Below are 15,336 nucleotides of genomic sequence, written 5' to 3' on the forward strand. Positions count from 1 at the left end.
CCAGCGGTCTGCTGGCTGACCCGGCAGGCTGGCGCCATGTCGACACCTCCGGTGATCTCGGTGATGCTGATCGTTCGGGACGCCGACGCGGCCGTTGCCTGGTACAAGGCCGCGTTGGGCGCAACGGAGCTGTGGAACCTCGGCGGCGTCGCCGGTCTGGAGATCGGCGGTGCCGCGTTCTTCGTCCACCACGTCAACCCGGACAACCCCGCGGAGTCCAGTCCCGGCGACGTCACCAGCGTGCGGGTCGAGCTGTTCACCGACGACCCCGACGGCGTCGTCGCCCGGGCTGTGGCCGCGGGAGCCACTGGTTCCGCTGTCGTGAGTCACGAAGCGCCTTGGGGCACGCACCGGCAGGGCGGCTTCACGGATCCGTTCGGCCACAAGTGGTCCGTGGGCGACCGGTCACCCCTGGGCTGATTGCAGCGGCCACACTTCGACGACTCCGTGCGCCACCGCGCACGGAGTCCCGGCCACCATCCGCACGGCCTCGTCCACGGACTCCGCCTCGATGATCGCGAACCCCGCGATCGGCAGGTCGGACCTGAGGAACGCGCCGTCTTCCACGATCGTGCCGGCGTTGTCGGGGTTGCGGACCTGGATCGGTGCTCCGGCGATCCCCATCTCCGCTCCCGCCGCCCTCAACCGGTCGTCGTGGGCGTGCGCCTCATCGCGCACGGCCGGTGCCGTTCGGTCATAGTCCGCACGCTCTCCGTAGCCGATCGTCACGAACTTCATCGCGGAACCTCCTCGATTCGGACTCTTCAGCCATACCGACTTCAGAGCCTCGCGAAACTCATCGGCCCGTTCATCGACTGTTCACCTCACGGTTGCGACCACTCACCCCGCCACGGCGTCGAAGTGACGAAAGATCTGTTCTCTGACAGGGCTTTTCGTAGAGGTGGACAGTGAAGAGAACGCTCGGCATCGGTCTTGCGGTCGTGCTGCTCGTGGGTGTCGTGACGGCCATCGTCCTGGGACAGGGCGGAGGCGAACCGGCCCGGCTCCAGACCGTGCGCGGCGTGATCGGCTCGGAGAAGCTCGCCTTCTTCGCCGACCAGCGGGTCAAGGACGTGTTCGCGAAGCACGGCCTCAAGGTCGAGGTGGATCCGGCCGGGTCGCGGCAGATCGCGACGGCCACGGACCTGAACTCGTACGACTTCGCGTTTCCCTCTTCGGCGCCTGCCGCCGAGAAGATCCAGCGCGACCACAAGGCCGCGCGGACGTACGCGCCGTTCTCGTCGCCGATGGTGGTCGCCACCTTCGACCCGATCGTCGACCTGCTGACGAAGGCCGGCGTGGTGCGGTCCGGGCCGGGTTACCAGACGTTCGACGTGCAGGCCTATCTGGAGCTCGCGGCCAGGGGCACGCGCTGGGACCAGTTGCCGGGCAACACCTCCTATCCCGCGCGCAAGAACCTGCTCGTCACCACGACCGACCCGCGTGACTCGAACTCGGCGGCGATGTACCTGGCGATCACGTCGTTCGTCGCCAACGGCGGGGTGGTGTCGTCGCAGGACGCCGAGGCCAAGGTGCTGCCGGCGGTGTCGAAGCTGTTCCTGGACCAGGGATACACGCAGAGCAGCAGCGAGGGGCCGTTCGAGGACTACCTGTCCGCGGGGATGGGCAAGACGCCGCTGGTGCTGGCGTACGAGGCGCAGTTCGCGGACAGGGTGGTGCGGGGTGACTCCTCGGTCCGGCCGGACATGAAGCTGCTCTACCCGGCGCCGACGGTGCTGTCGAAGCACACGCTCGTGCCGTTGCGCGAGGCCGGTGACCGCGTCGGGCAGTTGCTGCAGAGCGACCCCGAACTGGGCAGGCTCGCCGCGACGTTCGGCTTCCGCACCGCCGATCCCAGGCACTTCGACGACATCGTCAAGGAGAAGAACCTGACCGTGCCGCGGACGATCGTGGACGTGGTGGAGCCGCCCGCCCACGAGACCCTGGAACGGATGCTCGTAGCGATCGCGAAGCAGTACTGACGTGGCCGATTTCGTGCTGACGCCACCGGATCCCGTCGAACCCGTACCGGTCGACCGCGCGGCCGGGCTGATCCCCGTCGCCGACGACGCCAAGGCCGAGCTGTCGTCACGCGCCGAGGCCTTCATCTCGGCTTTGGGCGCCGTCGACCCGCAGTCACCGGACTTCAGCCGGATCGCCGACGAGGCGCTGGTCCTCGGTGAGACCGAGATGCGGCTGGCGGCGCAGATCGCGGGCCGTCTGCTCGACCGCACGCTCGCGTCCGTCTCGTCACCGCACGGCGCCCAGGTCTCGACGAGCCTGACCGAGTTGCGCAGGTCCGTTCGCGAGCTTGATCCACAAGATCTGAGCAGGCTGACCGGCCGCAAGATCCTCGGATTCATCCCCGGCGGCAACTCGGCCCGCGGGCTGCTGGCACGGCTGCGCGCGGCCGACGAGCCGCTCAACCGCATCGTGCTGAAGCTGCGGTCCGGCCAGGACGCGCTGAAGCGCGACAACGCCGCCATCAAGGGCGAACGTCAGCGGTTGTGGGATCTGATGACCAAGCTGTCGCAGGACGCCGCTCTCGCCGCCGAGATGGACGAGGCCGTGCAGCGTCAGGTCGCGATCCTCGACCTGGCCGAACCGGCACGCGCCCAGGCGTTGCGTGCCGACGTGCTTTTCGGGCTGCGGCAACGGCACCAGGACCTGCTGACCCAACTGGCCGTGTGCGCGCAGGGGTACATGGCGCTGGACGTGGTGCGCCGCAACAACGACGAGCTGGTCAAGGGCATCGAACGGGCGGTCAGCACGACCGTCACGGCGTTGCGCATCGGCGTGGCGGTGGCGGCGGCACTGGCCGGGCAGCGCGAGGTGATCGACCAGGTCGACGCCGTGCGCGGCCTCACCGACTCGATCCTGCGCTCGAACGCGACGCTGATGTCGTTGCAGGGCGAGGAGATCCAGCGCATCGCGTCGACGCCGGCCGTCGGCATCGAGGCGGTGCGGACCTCGTTCGACCAGATCTACGCGGCGATCGACGCGATCGACACCTTCAAGGCCCGCGCGGCCGACTCCATGTCCAGCACGGTCTCCGCGCTGGACACCGAGATCCGGCGCGCCCACGACCATCTGAGCCGCGTCAGGGAAACCGGGGAGCAGGCGTGACCGCCTCCGGTACGCCGCCCGCCGCGCTCACACACAGCAACCTCCTCGCCAAGGAGCCCGCATGATCCGCCGCCTCATCCCCGCGGTCGCCGTAGTGGCGCTGCTGGCGGGATGTTCCAATGAAGCCGACCCGTCCAAACCTGTCGGCGATGCCACCCCTGGCACCCTCCGCGTCCTCGCGGGCAGCGAACTGGCCGACCTCCAGCCGATCCTCGACGAGGCCGTCAAAGCCACCGGGATCTCCGTGAAGTTCAGCTTCACCGGCACCATCGAGGGCGCCGAGAAGGTCGCCAGCGGCACCGCCGAACAGGGCTTCGACGCCGTCTGGTTCTCCTCCAACCGCTACCTGGAACTCGTGCCGGAGGCCCAGAAGCGGCTCGGCACGCCGACCAAGGTGATGTCCTCCCCGGTCGTGCTGGGCCTGCCCGCGGCGAAGGTCGCGGAACTGGGCTGGGACGGCCGGCGCGTCGGCTGGGCGGAGATCGCCGCGGCGGCCGGGGCGCGGAAGTTCACCTACGGCATGACCGATCCGTCCGCGTCCAACTCCGGGTTCTCCGCACTGGTGGGCGTCGCGGCCGCGTTGTCCGGGTCGGGCTCCGCGCTGGACGCGGCGAAGATCGACGCCGTGGCGCCGCAGCTCAAGCAGTTCTTCTCGGCGCAGACGCTGTCGGCGGGTTCGTCCGGCTGGCTGTCGGAGGCCTACCAGCGCCGGGCGAAGGGCGAGGACCCCGGTGCCGAAGTGGACGGTCTGATCAACTACGAGTCGGTGCTGCTGTCGTCGCCCGACCCGTTGACGCTGGTCTACCCGAGCGACGGCGTGGTGACTGCGGACTATCCGCTCACGCTGCTCACGTCGGCGTCGTCGGAAGCCCGTGAGGCGCACCAGAAGCTCTCCGAGTACCTGCGCGGCGCGGACGTTCAGCGCAGGATCATGGACACCACGCACCGCCGACCGGCCGTGCCGCAGGTCCAGCCGGACGCCAGGTTCACCGTGCGGGACCTGGTCGAGCTGCCGTTCCCCGGCAGCCAGTCCGCTGTGGACGGTCTGGTCACCACGTACTTCGACCAGCTGCGCCGCCCGTCGCGCACGCTCTACGTGCTCGACACGTCCGGCTCGATGCAGGGCGACCGCATCGACGGCCTGCGTCAGGCGCTGGTCGGGCTGACCGGGGCCGACGAGTCGCTCGCCGGCAAGTTCAGCCGGTTCCACGGCCGCGAGCAGGTGACGTTGCTGCCGTTCAGCAGCAGCGCGCGGCCCGCGGTGAAGTACGAGGTGCCGCAGGACGATCCGCGCCCGATCCTCGACCAGATCCGCAACACCGCCACGTCACTCGACGCGGCCGGCGGCACGGCGATCTACAGCAGCCTGCGCGGCGGCTACGACGTGTTGCGCCAGCAGATCGACGCCGACCCCGACCGCTTCACGTCGATCGTGCTGATGACCGACGGCGAGAACACCGGCAGCGAGGACGTCACCGACTTCCAGCTGTTCCACCAGGGTCTGCCGCAGAACCTGAAGGGCATCCCGATCTTCCCGGTGCTGTTCGGCGAGAGCGCCACGGCCGAGATGGAACAGGTGGCGAAGATGAGCGGCGGCAAGGTGTTCGACGCCCGCAGCCGCTCGCTGTCGTCCGCCTTCAGGGAGATCCGTGGCTATCAGTAGACACCTCGCCTCCTGGAAGAACCTCGCCGGCTGCACGGGCGGCCTGATCGGCCTCGGCCTGCACTTCGCCGGACTGGCCGGCTCCTACTGGGTCCTGGTCGTGATCGGTCTCTACGGCGTGGGAGCGCTGGTCGCACCGCCCGAGCGCGTCACGCTGGTGACCGACCCGGAGGAGGAAGCCGGCGCGTTGCGGTCCGAACTGGACGCGCTGGTCGAGCGGGTCCGGGGATTCCGGGTGCCGGACGAGGTCGCGCCGAGGTTCGCGGAGATCGCCGAGGTGCTGCGCGGCATGCTGGACCGCCCGCGTGAGCTGCGCGCCGACCCGGACGCGCTGCACGCCGTGACCCGGCTCGTCGGCACTGACCTGCCGCTGTCCGTGCAGACCTACCTGAACCTGCCGTGGTGGTACGCCGCCGCACGTGGCTCGGGCGCGGAACTGGTGCGGCAGCTGGACCTGTTGCACGCCGACGCCGTCCGGACCGCGGAACGGTTCCACGCGGCCGACGCGCAACGGCAGGCAGACCACACCCGCTACCTCGAAGATCGCGGGTAGCCTCGGGATCATGCGGTACGTGCGGATTTTCGCGGACGAGAACGGCAAATCGGCCTTCGAGGACGTCGAGGTGCACGGCACACCAACGGTCACGGTCGAGGGCGTGCCACCGCTGCTCGTCTCAGGCCCGTTTCCCGCGGCCTCGATGCTGGTCGTCGAACAACCGTCCGGCGGCACACCGGAGTGGGAACTCCACGTCGCGCCGCGCAGGCAGTGGCTGATCGTGCTGACCGGACGAGCCGCCGTCACGGTGTCGGACGGCGAGCGGCGCGAGTTCGGCGCGGGCGCGCTGCTGTCCTTTGAGGACACCGAGGGCGAAGGTCACCTCTCCACCCCGCTCACGGACGACCTGTCGTACGCGATGTTCCCCCATCAGCCTGCGTGACCCGGCACGGCGGACCATGCCCGCTCACGGACTACACCCGATCCGCTGTTCGCATCAACGCACCTGAACGCGTCTTGACCGCGTACGTGCCGGTCACCGCCCTCCGCTAGGTTGCCCCAGTCCTGGCTGAAGAAGTGCATTCGAGGGTGAAGCGGTGCTGGTGCCGGAGTCGGCGTTCGAACGGGCGAAACTGGGCTCTGGGCAGCTCGTCGCGGTCAACCGGCCGCCGGGCGCCGAACGGACGCAGTACCTGGTCCAGGCCGTGGAGCAGGCTCAGGCGCGGGGGCTCGCCGTCGTCTGGACGACCTGCCGCGCGGACGCCCCCGCGTACTGGCCGTGGCACGCGGTCCTCGCCGGTCTGGGCGGCGATGCGGCGGCGCTGGACACCGAACCCGACGTCTGCGCGCAGAAGGTCGTCGACGTCCTCAGGCGCACGCCCGCGTTGATCCTGATGGACGACGTCGACGTGGCAGGCGAGGAGGCGTTCCAGCTGACCCGAATGGTGGCCGGTACGGCCCACCTGTTGCCCGTGGTCATCATTGTCACCTCCACCGGCACGACCGCGCTGGACGACGCGGTCCGGCTCGTCGAACGGGCGCACGCCGTGCTGGCCAGGGGCCGGATCACCGAGGCCCGTGACCTGCTCGACCAGGCCGCCCGCGACGGTGATCCCGAGGCGGCCCTCGGGCTGCCGGGCATGTGGGTCAACAAGTTCCGCGGCCGGGCCGACCGCGCGCTGGCGCTCGCCCGGCTGCGCGAGGCCGTCGCCGCACAGCCTCCCGAACCGCTGCGCACCCGGCTGGTCACGAGGCTCGCGGCCGAACAGGCCTACGACCGGCGCGAGACCGAGTGCGTGCTGGAAGCGTTGGAGCAGGCCAGGAACACCGGCGACCAGTTGACCCTGGCCGAGGCCTTGTCGTTGGCACATCACGCGTTGTGGTCGCCGGAGCACACGGCCTTCCGGCTGGCGCTGGCCGACGAGCTGATCTCCGTGGCGTCGGCGGCGGGGCTGGACCTGTTGGCGCTCAGCGGTCTGTGCCGCCGCACGATGGACCTGTTCTGCCTGGGCGACCCGCACGCGGAACGGTCGCAGGTCGAGCTGGCGCGGCGGGCGTCCGGCTATCCGGGGCTGCTGTTCTTCCACGCCGCGATGGACGTCATGCGGACGATCCGCGCAGGGCGGTTCGCCGAGGCGGAGCAGAAGTCCCTGGCCTGCCTGCGACTCGGGCTCGAAGCGGGCGACGTGGACGCGGAGACGTTCCACAGCACGCATTTGTTCGCGATCCGCTGGTTGCAGGGCCGCGGCGGCGAACTGGTCGACCTGGCCGAGCAGGTCACGCACTCCCCCACGCTGCCGGACCTGGAGTTCAGCTTCGAGGCCGCGCTCGCGTTGCTGGCGCTCGAAGCAGGCCAACGGGATCGCGCGCGGTCGGCGTTGCACCGGCTGACGATCAACGGGCTCACCGCGGTTCCGTTGTCCAGCACCTGGATCACGTGCCTGTTCTGCGTGGTGCACGTGGCCGCGGCGCTGGGTGAGGCCGACATCGCCCGCGAGGCCTACCGGTTGCTCGAACCGTTCGCACCGCTGCCCGTCGTGCCAGCGACCGCGATCGTCTGCTTCGGCTCGACCGAACTGCTGCTGGGCATCGCCGCCACGACGTTCGGCGAGCCCGCGATCGCCACTGGGCACCTGGAACGCGCTGTCACCACCAACATCCGGCTCGGCAACCTGCCGATGACCGCCTACGCCCGCGCCACGCTGGCCCAGACCGTCGGCGGCGAGCGGGGCAGGGCACTGTTCGACGTCGCCATCAGCGACGCGAACGCGATCGGCATGACCGCGCGCGCCGCAATGTGGGCGCAGGCCCGCGACGGGCTGTCCGGCCGGATCGTGATCCGCAAGGAGAACGCGTGGTGGATCGTCTCCCACCAGGGCAGGGAAACCCGAGTCGAGGACCTGGTGGGCATGCGGTACCTCGCGCGGCTCGTGGCCGATCCGGGCGTCGAGATCGCCGCGCTCGAACTCGTCGGCGGGCAGGACAGCGGAAACCAGCCGGTGCTCGATCCCGTGGCCCGCGCCGCCTATCTCACGCGCATCCGCGACCTTCGCGCGCAGCTCGACGACAACCCGACGCCGCGCGCCGAAGCCGAGTTGGAGGCGTTGCTCAGCCACCTCGAACGCGAGACCGGCATGGGCGGTCGTGGCCGGAACTTCGCGGGCCCGGCCGAACGCGCCAGAACCGCGGTGCGCAAGGCGATCCGCCGCGCCATCGACACGATCGCGGCGACCGAGCAGCCGACGGCGGACGCGTTGCGCAAGGCCGTGACCACGGGCTATCACTGTTCGTACCAGCCCGGGCGATCTTGACCACCGCGCGGCAACCGGTTGGCCACCGCGGGCCCGCAGACTTCGGGGCAAGGGGAGAACAGGTTCTTCGGGGGGAGAACCGGATCGTGGCTCGCACCCCCCAGGGCGAGCCACGATCCCGCTCCGCGGCTCGCACCCCCGACACGAGTCGCGGAGCCCCTACCCCGCCAGAACGGCGGCCTCCCTGCGCCGCAACGCCGAGCCCGGTTCCATGCCGAACTCCTCGACGAGCAGCGCCCGCACCCGCCGATAGGTCCGCAGCGCGTCACCGGCGCGGCCCGCCCGGTGCTGGGCCTCCATCAGCAGCTCCCACAGCGACTCCCGCAACGGGTAGAGCGCGACGAGCCGTTCGAGCTGCGTGATCGCCTCGGCGTACCGGCCGTCCAGGCACAGCGCCGCCGCCTGGTTCTCCTCCGCGAACGCCAGCGCCTCCCGCAGCCGCACGATCTCCGCGCCCGCCCAGCCCTCGACCGGGCAGTCCGCCAGCGGATCACCGCGGTGCAACGCCAGCGCCTCCGCGTACCTGCCGCACCGCAGGTGTTCGTCGAACTCCTCGACGTCCACCACGACCTGCGTGACGTCGAGCAGGTAGCCGGGTTCGCGCGTCAGCACCACGCCGTCCGCACCGGCCACCTCCAGCGCTCTTCGGACCTTCGCGATGTGCCCCTGCAGCGTCTTGGTCCCCGTGGGCGGCACGTCCTCGCCCCACAGGCCGTCGACCAGCGCCGACCTCGACACCAGCCGGCCGGTGCGCAACGCCAGCAACGCGAACACGGCTCGCCGCCGTGCCCCGGTGAAGTGCACCGGCCCGTTCGGTCCGCGCACCTCGAGCGGCCCGAGCAGCCGCACCTCGATCTTCATCACCATTCCCCTCCCCTTGGACACAGGTAGAGGCGTGCCACGGGTGTGCCGCGCCGCGTCACATCACGGCACCATAACCGAGCAGTAACAGAACGGTCTACCGACCGACCACTCGGTCGGTAGTTCTGGTCTGCTCGGACGCATGGACACCAAGGAAGCGATTGCCCGCCTGGACCTGCCGCAGAAGGTCCGGCTGCTGACCGGTTCCGCGCTGTTCGCGCTGCACCCGGAGCCGGAGATCGGGCTGGCGTCGCTGAAGGTGTCCGACGGCCCGACCGGTGTCCGCGGCGCCGAACTGCGGGGCGGCACGATCGCCTGCGTGCTGCCGAACGCCACGTTGCTCGCCCAGCACTGGGATCCGGCGCTGGCCCGCGAGGTCGGCGAGGTGCTCGCGGACGAGGCGGCGGCACAACAGGTCCACGTCGTGCTCGGCCCGACGATCAACCTGCACCGCACGGCGCTCGGTGGCCGCCTGTTCGAGGCCTACAGCGAAGATCCGCTGCTCACCGGCATGATCGCCGCCGCATACGTGCGAGGGCTGCAGGGCAAGGGCATCGCGGCGACGCCGAAGCACTACGTGGCGAACGAGTCCGAGACCGAGCGGCGCACGGCGAGCATGGTGCTGGACGAGAAGACGTTGCGCGAGATCTACCTGCTGCCGTTCGAGATCGTCGTGGAGGACTCCGCGCCGTGGGCGATCATGGCGGCCTACAACCTGGTCAACGGCGTCCCCGCGACCGAGCACACCGCACTGGTCGAGGGTGTGCTGAAGGGCGAGTGGGGGTTCGACGGCCTGCTCATGTCCGACTGGTTCGCCACGAAGTCCACGGCTGCCAGCGCGAACGGCGGCCTCGACCTGGTCATGCCCGGTCCCGGTGGACCGTGGGAGGACGAGTTGGTCGCGGCCGTGAAGGCCGGCGAGGTCGCCGAGTCGACCGTCGACGACCACCTGGGCCGGTTGCTGCTTCTCGCGTCGCGGACCGGGGCGTTGGGTGAGCAACGCTCCTGGCCGCGGGATCTGCCCGCGCCCGACAGCGAAGTGCGCCGCGAGCAGTTGCGGAGGTTCGCGGCGGGTGGCATGACCGTGCTGAAGAACTCCGGCGTGCTGCCGTTGCGGGACTCCAGCGTCGCGCTGATCGGGCGGCACGCGATCGACACCGTCGCGCAGGGTGGCGGTTCGGCCGGGGTGCGGCCGCCGCACGTCATCAGCATCGCGGACGGCCTGACCTCGCAGCTCGGAAGCACCGTGTCCGTTGTGGACGGTGTCGAGGTCCGGCTCCGGTACGCCGCTCCCGGTCCCGGGGTGCTCAAGGACATTCGCGCCACGACGTACGACGCTGATGGCGAAGTGCTGGCATCCCGCGAGATGGAGATCGCCGAGCTCGCGGCGTACGGCGGATGGGCGCAGGGGGCGGCGTCGATCGAGGTGTCCGGCGAGGTCGTGCTGGACGAGCCGACGCGGATGCTGATCGGGGTGCGCGGGTTCGGCGACTGGACGCTGGACGTCGCCGGACGCCAGTACGCCACGCTTCTGGCCTGGACCGGCGGCATCGTCGAGGAGGCGCTGCTGAAGCCGCCGCACTGGACGGCCGAGGTCCTGCTGTCGCCCGGCGACCGGATCACGGCCCGTGTCCGCGAGGCCAGCGCGCTGGTCGGTCTGATCACCCAGCCGGTCCCCCGCGCTCCCGCCGACACGATCGGTGCCGCGGTGCGGGCCGCGCGCGAGGCCGAGGTGGCGGTCGTGGTCGTCGGACTCACCGAGGAGCAGGAGACCGAGGGCTTCGACAAGACGACGCTCGCGTTGCCCGGCGAGCAGGACGTACTGGTCGCGGCGGTGGCGGCGGCCGCAAAGCGCACGGTGGTCGTGGTGAACGCCGCCACGCCGGTGCTCATGCCGTGGCTCGCGCAGGTCGACGCGGTGCTGTGGGCGGGACTGCCCGGTCAGGAAGCCGGTGACGCCGTCGCGGCCGCGTTGCTCGGGCACATCGAACCGGCCGGGCGTCTCGTCACGACGTTCCCGCGGGCCGACTCCGACGCGTTGCCCCTGATTCCGTCCAACGGCGAACTGGTGTACTCCGAAGGAACCGCGATCGGCTACCGCGGTGCGAGCGATCCGTTGTTCTGGTTCGGCCACGGACTCGGCTACACGTCCTGGGAGTACGGCACCGCGTCGGGGTCCACTGTGGATGGTGTCGTCGGCTCGGTGTCGGTGGAGCTCACGAACACCGGCGAACGACCCGGTCGCGAGGTCGTGCAGGTCTACCTGCGACCGGCCGGCGAACCCGTCCGGCTCATCGGCTGGGCGGTCGCGGACGTCGAGGCGGGGCAGAAAGTGCAGGTCGAGGTGTCGTGTTCGCAGCGCGTGCAACGGGTCTGGGCGGACGGCTGGCAGCCGATCGGTGGCGGCGAGGTGCTGATCGCCCGCGGGCTCGGCGACGTCCGCGTTACCCTGCCCGCTGATCAGGAGTGAGGTGACGCCGTGTCGGTCCCGCCCCGGTACCGGGCCAAGTCGCGGGTGGACGTCTCCGGTGAGGAGTCCAGGGCCAAAGCCGTGGCCGTGGCGACCGAACTGTTCGCACTGACCGGTTTCAAGGGAACCTCGGTGGCGGCCGTGGCGGCGAGGACGGGGCTTTCGCAGTCCGGTCTGCTGCACCACTTCCCGAGCAAGGCGGCGCTGCTGACGGCCGTGCTGGAGGAACGCGACCGGCAGGACGGCGAATTCCTCGCGGGAAGCGCGGGTCCGCCGCTGGGCTGGGCGGCGTTCGACGCGCTGGCCGCCCTGGTGGCGCGCAACTCGACGCGGCCGCACCTGGTCGGCCTGTTCGTACGACTGGCCGCCGAGGCGACCGAACCCGCCCATCCCGCGCACACGTGGGTGCGGGAGCACTACAGCGGCTTGCAGCGATGGCTGGCCGACGCCGTGCGTTCAGGCCAGGAACGCGGCGAGATCGCGGCGGACGCCCCGGTCGGTTCGATCGTGCGCACGACCATCGCGGTGATCGACGGATTGCAGCAGCAGTGGCTGCTCCAACCGGACGAAGTGTCGATGACGGCCGAATTCGAGGCTTTCGCGGGAACTCTGCGCGCCCGCTGGGCTCGCTGAGAGCCCCGAAGAGCAAGGTGGTGGCCCGGTTCAGTCTGGGGGACCCGCCCGGGCCACCGGTCTTGCGAAAGGTGGCCGACGTGTGCGGTGACTTTCACACGCCGGCCGGGTTCTGGGGGAACCAGATCCGGCAACTGCGCCGACCCCCACTCCCGGGAGTTTCTCGGGCCCGGCGGCGCAGGTACCGGTTCTGGACACAAAGATGACAGGGGGCGTGCACAGATTTCGCCCAGGCCGCGCACAGACCGTCAGGAAGTGCGCGAGGATGGCTGTGCACCCCAACGCCTGGATCATCGAGGAGCGATATACCCGTGGAGTTCCTGCTGCTCGGCTCGCTGGCGGCACGGCGGACGGGCACACTGCTGGAGCTGGGCGGACCCCGGCAGCGCGCGGTGCTCACCATGCTGTTGCTGCACGCGAACGAGGCGGTCAGCGTCGCACAGCTGACGGAGGCGGTCTGGGATTCGCCGCCGGTGTCGCCCGAGTCGAACCTGCGCACGTACGTCGCCGGGTTGCGCAAGGTCCTCGGTGAACGGCTGATCACGCATCCCGGTCACGGCTACCAGCTCGTGGTCGAACCCGGCGAACTGGACCTCGACGCGTTCGACCAGCTCGTCCGCGAGGGCGAGACCGCCCTGGCGGACAACGACACGGAAGCGGCCGCGGACCTCTTCGGTCAGGCGCTGGGCCGGTGGCACGGCATCCCGACCGCCGAGCTCAACGCGGGACCGTTGCTGCGCGCCGAGTTCACCCGGATCCAGGAACGCCGTCTCACCGCCGTCGAGCGGTTCGCCAAGACCTCGCTGGAACTCGGCCGGTTCGACGACGTGATCGACCGGCTGCGGCGGGAGACCGCGCTCCACCCGTTGCGCGAGGAGCTCTGGGCGCAGCTGATGCTGGCGCTGGATCGCTCGGGCCGGCGCAGCGAGGCGCTGGAAGCCTTCGCGACGGCCCGCAGGCACATGGTCGAGCAGATCGGCGTCGAGCCGGGCGCGCGGTTGCGCCAGTTGCAGCAGGTGATCCTCGAAAGCCGGGTGCCCTCGCCCGCGGCTTTGAACGCGCATCGCCAGCTGCCGATGGACATCGCCGAGTTCACCGGCCGGGAGTCCGAACTGCGGCGACTGTGCGAGCCGGGACCGCAGACCACCGTCGTGATCTCCGCGATCGAGGGCATGGCCGGGGTCGGCAAGACGAAGCTGGCCGTCCGTGCGGCCCACCGGCTCGTTCAGCGTTTCCCGGATGTGCAACTGTGGGCCGACCTGCACGGCTTCGACGCCGACGAGCTGCCCGCGGACCCGTCCGCCGTGCTGGAGAGCTTCCTGCGGCTGCTCGGTGTGCCCGGCGGCCAGATCCCGGCCTCGCTGGAGGAACGGGCCGCGCTCTACCGCGACCGGCTGACGGACAAGCGCGCGTTGGTGCTGCTCGACAACGCCGCCGGCGAGGACCAGGTGCGGCCGTTGCTGCCGGGCAGCTCCACCTGCATGGTGCTGATCACCAGCCGCCGCACGCTCCTGCGGCTCGACGGCGTGCAGTCGCTGTTCCTCGACGTCTTCACGCCCGGTGAGGCGCTCGCGCTGCTCTCCAGGATCGCCGGCGAGGACCGCGTGCAGGCCGATCTCGAGGCCGCGGAACGGATCGCGGAGCTGTGCGGCCACCTGCCGATCGCCGTCGCACTGGCAGCCAAGCGACTCGCTCGTCGTCCACAGTGGACGATGCGGGACCTGGTGGACCAGCTCGAACGGGGAGGCGGTCTCGGTGTCCGGGGCGTGTTCGACCTCTCGTACCAGGCGCTGCCGGACAACCAGAGGCGCCTGTTTCGACTCCTCGGACTCCACCCCGGGGAGGACTTCTCCGCCGACTCGGCCGCCGCACTCGCCGGGCTGACCCCGCACGAGGCCGGCGACCTGCTGGAGACGTTGCTCGACGAACACCTGTTGCAGCAACACACCCCCGGCCGTTACGGCCTGCACAACCTGCTGCGCACCTACGCCGTCGAGCAGGTCACCGCCGCCGAACCGCCGCCCGCTCGCGCGTTGGCGAGGCGGCGCGTGCTCGACTGGTACGTGCACACGTCGTGGCAGAGCGCGCAGCAGCTCAACCCGCAGCGCAAGCTGGAGATCAGCCCCGCGGACCCGGTCGTGCACGCACGTTCGTTCGCCGACCGGGACGCCGCCCTGCTGTGGTGCGACACCGAACGCGCGAACCTGGTCGCGGCGGTGCGGGACGCCGCCGGTCACGAACTGCCGGAGCACTGCTGGAGCCTGGCTCAATGCCTGTGGGACTTCTTCAACCTGCGCAAGCACTGGGCGGACTGGCTCGACACGCACAGCGTCGCGCTGGCCGCCGCACGCTCGGTCGGTGACCGCAGCGCCGAGGGCAGGATGCTGATCACACTGGGCATCGCGCTGCGCGAGGTCCGGCGGCACGAGGAGTCCATCGAGTGCAACCAGCAGGCGATAGCGATCTTCCGCGCGACCGGCGACAAAGCCCGTCAAGAACCGGCTCTCAACAACCTCGGCATCGTCTACATGGTGACGGGCCGGCCCGAGGACGCGCTGGCGTGCTACGAGCAGTCCGCCGAGATTGCGCGTGAGCTGGGCAACCTGCACTCGGAAGCCGTGACGCTGAACAACATCGCGCTGCTGCACGCCGACGCGGGCCGGTTCGACGTCGCGTTGGCGCGCTACCTGCGGGCGTTGGAGATCCGCAAGGAGATCAAGGACCCGTACAGCGAGGCGATCCTGCTCAACAACATCGGCGAGGTGTACCGGGGGCTGCTCGACTTCCCCGAGGCCGTGTCGTACGTCGACCGCGCGCTGGAGATGTTCCGGGCGATCGGCGACCTCTACGGGCAGGCCGAGTCACTGGACAACCTCGGGCTGGCGCTGGACGGACTCGGCGACCGCCGTGGCGCGGAGAAGTGCTGGCTGGAGTCCGTGACGTTGTTCGAGGAACTGGGCGAGCCCAAGGCCGACGAGGTCCGCGGCCGCTTGTAGCGCGTGCGATCAAGCAAAGCGCGATCCGTGCCGTATCGCGTTTCTTCAGCCTGGCTGAACAGCCCCTGGGCGAGTTCAACAACAATTGAAGACGTGAGGACACGGCATGAAGGATCTCTCTTTCGACCCTGACGACCTGGAGCTCGGCGACCTCGCGGTCACCTCCCTGCGCGACTCGGTCGCGTTGCCGGAGTCCGGTGCCTCCGGAGGCGCCTCGTCGTGTTCGTGTGGCAGCTCGTCGTGCAGCAGCTGCACCCAGCCTCCCGTCCAGAACGCGTGAG

Annotated in this window: 13 protein-coding genes; 11 read left to right on the forward strand and 2 right to left on the reverse strand. The window is 70.3% G+C overall.

Going from position 1 to position 15,336, the window contains the following annotated elements; all coding sequences use genetic code 11:
* Window positions 1–36 precede the first annotated feature (36 nt).
* The gene (locus ACIRG5_RS03935; RefSeq protein ID WP_402899730.1) at window positions 37–420 is read left to right on the forward strand and encodes a VOC family protein; all 384 of its coding nucleotides are present in this window, start codon (window positions 37–39) and stop codon (window positions 418–420) included.
* Here ACIRG5_RS03935 and ACIRG5_RS03940 read toward each other — a convergent pair.
* Entirely contained in the window at window positions 406–738 is a 333-nt protein-coding gene (locus tag ACIRG5_RS03940; RefSeq protein ID WP_402899733.1) for a YciI family protein, read from the reverse strand. The two genes, ACIRG5_RS03935 and ACIRG5_RS03940, sit on opposite strands and share 15 nt — an antisense overlap.
* A 170-nt stretch (window positions 739–908) precedes the next feature.
* On the opposite strand from ACIRG5_RS03940, the gene ACIRG5_RS03945 reads away from it, so the two are divergent.
* The 6 genes from ACIRG5_RS03945 to ACIRG5_RS03970 all read left to right on the forward strand — a co-directional run bounded on the left by ACIRG5_RS03945 (window position 909) and on the right by ACIRG5_RS03970 (window position 8,095).
* Complete coding sequence (locus ACIRG5_RS03945; RefSeq protein WP_402899736.1) at window positions 909–1,982, forward strand: hypothetical protein; 1,074 nt, start codon at window positions 909–911, stop codon at window positions 1,980–1,982.
* 1 nt (window position 1,983) lies between these two features.
* The gene (locus tag ACIRG5_RS03950; protein WP_402899738.1) at window positions 1,984–3,126 is read left to right on the forward strand and encodes a toxic anion resistance protein; all 1,143 of its coding nucleotides are present in this window, start codon (window positions 1,984–1,986) and stop codon (window positions 3,124–3,126) included.
* A gap of 61 nt (window positions 3,127–3,187) precedes the next feature.
* The gene (locus ACIRG5_RS03955) at window positions 3,188–4,789 is read left to right on the forward strand and encodes a substrate-binding domain-containing protein (RefSeq protein WP_402899741.1); all 1,602 of its coding nucleotides are present in this window, start codon (window positions 3,188–3,190) and stop codon (window positions 4,787–4,789) included.
* On the forward strand, window positions 4,776–5,342 hold the full coding sequence (locus tag ACIRG5_RS03960; RefSeq protein ID WP_402899744.1) for a hypothetical protein: 567 nt from the start codon (window positions 4,776–4,778) through the stop codon (window positions 5,340–5,342). Before ACIRG5_RS03955 ends, ACIRG5_RS03960 begins: the two co-directional genes overlap by 14 nt.
* 10 nt (window positions 5,343–5,352) lie before the next feature.
* On the forward strand, window positions 5,353–5,727 hold the full coding sequence (locus ACIRG5_RS03965; protein WP_402899746.1) for a hypothetical protein: 375 nt from the start codon (window positions 5,353–5,355) through the stop codon (window positions 5,725–5,727).
* Window positions 5,728–5,881: 154 nt separating this feature from the next.
* Window positions 5,882–8,095, forward strand: coding sequence for a hypothetical protein (locus tag ACIRG5_RS03970; RefSeq protein WP_402899748.1), 2,214 nt, complete (start codon window positions 5,882–5,884; stop codon window positions 8,093–8,095).
* Between the two features lie 159 nt (window positions 8,096–8,254).
* Here the strand turns inward: ACIRG5_RS03970 and ACIRG5_RS03975 are convergent, their stop codons facing one another.
* Window positions 8,255–8,956: a BTAD domain-containing putative transcriptional regulator gene (locus ACIRG5_RS03975; protein WP_402899750.1), complete on the reverse strand. Its 702-nt coding sequence runs from the start codon at window positions 8,954–8,956 to the stop codon at window positions 8,255–8,257.
* Window positions 8,957–9,098: 142 nt separating this feature from the next.
* Between ACIRG5_RS03975 and ACIRG5_RS03980 the strand changes: the two genes are divergently transcribed.
* From ACIRG5_RS03980 to ACIRG5_RS03995, 4 genes are all read left to right on the forward strand, one after another.
* Window positions 9,099–11,426, forward strand: a complete 2,328-nt coding sequence (locus ACIRG5_RS03980) for a glycoside hydrolase family 3 protein (RefSeq protein ID WP_402899753.1) — start codon at window positions 9,099–9,101, stop codon at window positions 11,424–11,426.
* Between the two features lie 9 nt (window positions 11,427–11,435).
* Window positions 11,436–12,059 (forward strand): TetR/AcrR family transcriptional regulator, encoded by a 624-nt coding sequence (locus tag ACIRG5_RS03985; RefSeq protein ID WP_402899756.1) that lies wholly within the window; start codon window positions 11,436–11,438, stop codon window positions 12,057–12,059.
* 311 nt (window positions 12,060–12,370) lie between these two features.
* A complete protein-coding gene (locus tag ACIRG5_RS03990; protein ID WP_402899759.1) occupies window positions 12,371–15,055 on the forward strand; it encodes a BTAD domain-containing putative transcriptional regulator in 2,685 nt (894 codons plus the stop codon).
* Window positions 15,056–15,161: 106 nt separating this feature from the next.
* Entirely contained in the window at window positions 15,162–15,335 is a 174-nt protein-coding gene (locus ACIRG5_RS03995; protein WP_094030699.1) for a thiazolylpeptide-type bacteriocin, read from the forward strand.
* Window position 15,336 lies beyond the last annotated feature (1 nt).

It is taken from the genome of Lentzea sp. NPDC102401, assembly GCF_044765805.1.
GTDB classification, from domain to species: domain Bacteria; phylum Actinomycetota; class Actinomycetes; order Mycobacteriales; family Pseudonocardiaceae; genus Lentzea; species Lentzea sokolovensis.

What these genes read in the sequence shown, in the direction of transcription:
- ACIRG5_RS03965 (WP_402899746.1), top strand. Translation starts at nt 5,353, where the DNA reads ATGCGGTACGTGCGGATTTTCGCGGACGAGAACGGCAAATCGGCCTTC.
- ACIRG5_RS03940 (WP_402899733.1), bottom strand. Translation starts at nt 738, where the DNA reads ATGAAGTTCGTGACGATCGGCTACGGAGAGCGTGCGGACTATGACCGA.
- ACIRG5_RS03955 (WP_402899741.1), top strand. Translation starts at nt 3,188, where the DNA reads ATGATCCGCCGCCTCATCCCCGCGGTCGCCGTAGTGGCGCTGCTGGCG.
- ACIRG5_RS03980 (WP_402899753.1), top strand. Translation starts at nt 9,099, where the DNA reads ATGGACACCAAGGAAGCGATTGCCCGCCTGGACCTGCCGCAGAAGGTC.
- ACIRG5_RS03975 (WP_402899750.1), bottom strand. Translation starts at nt 8,956, where the DNA reads ATGAAGATCGAGGTGCGGCTGCTCGGGCCGCTCGAGGTGCGCGGACCG.
- ACIRG5_RS03995 (WP_094030699.1), top strand. Translation starts at nt 15,162, where the DNA reads ATGAAGGATCTCTCTTTCGACCCTGACGACCTGGAGCTCGGCGACCTC.
- ACIRG5_RS03935 (WP_402899730.1), top strand. Translation starts at nt 37, where the DNA reads ATGTCGACACCTCCGGTGATCTCGGTGATGCTGATCGTTCGGGACGCC.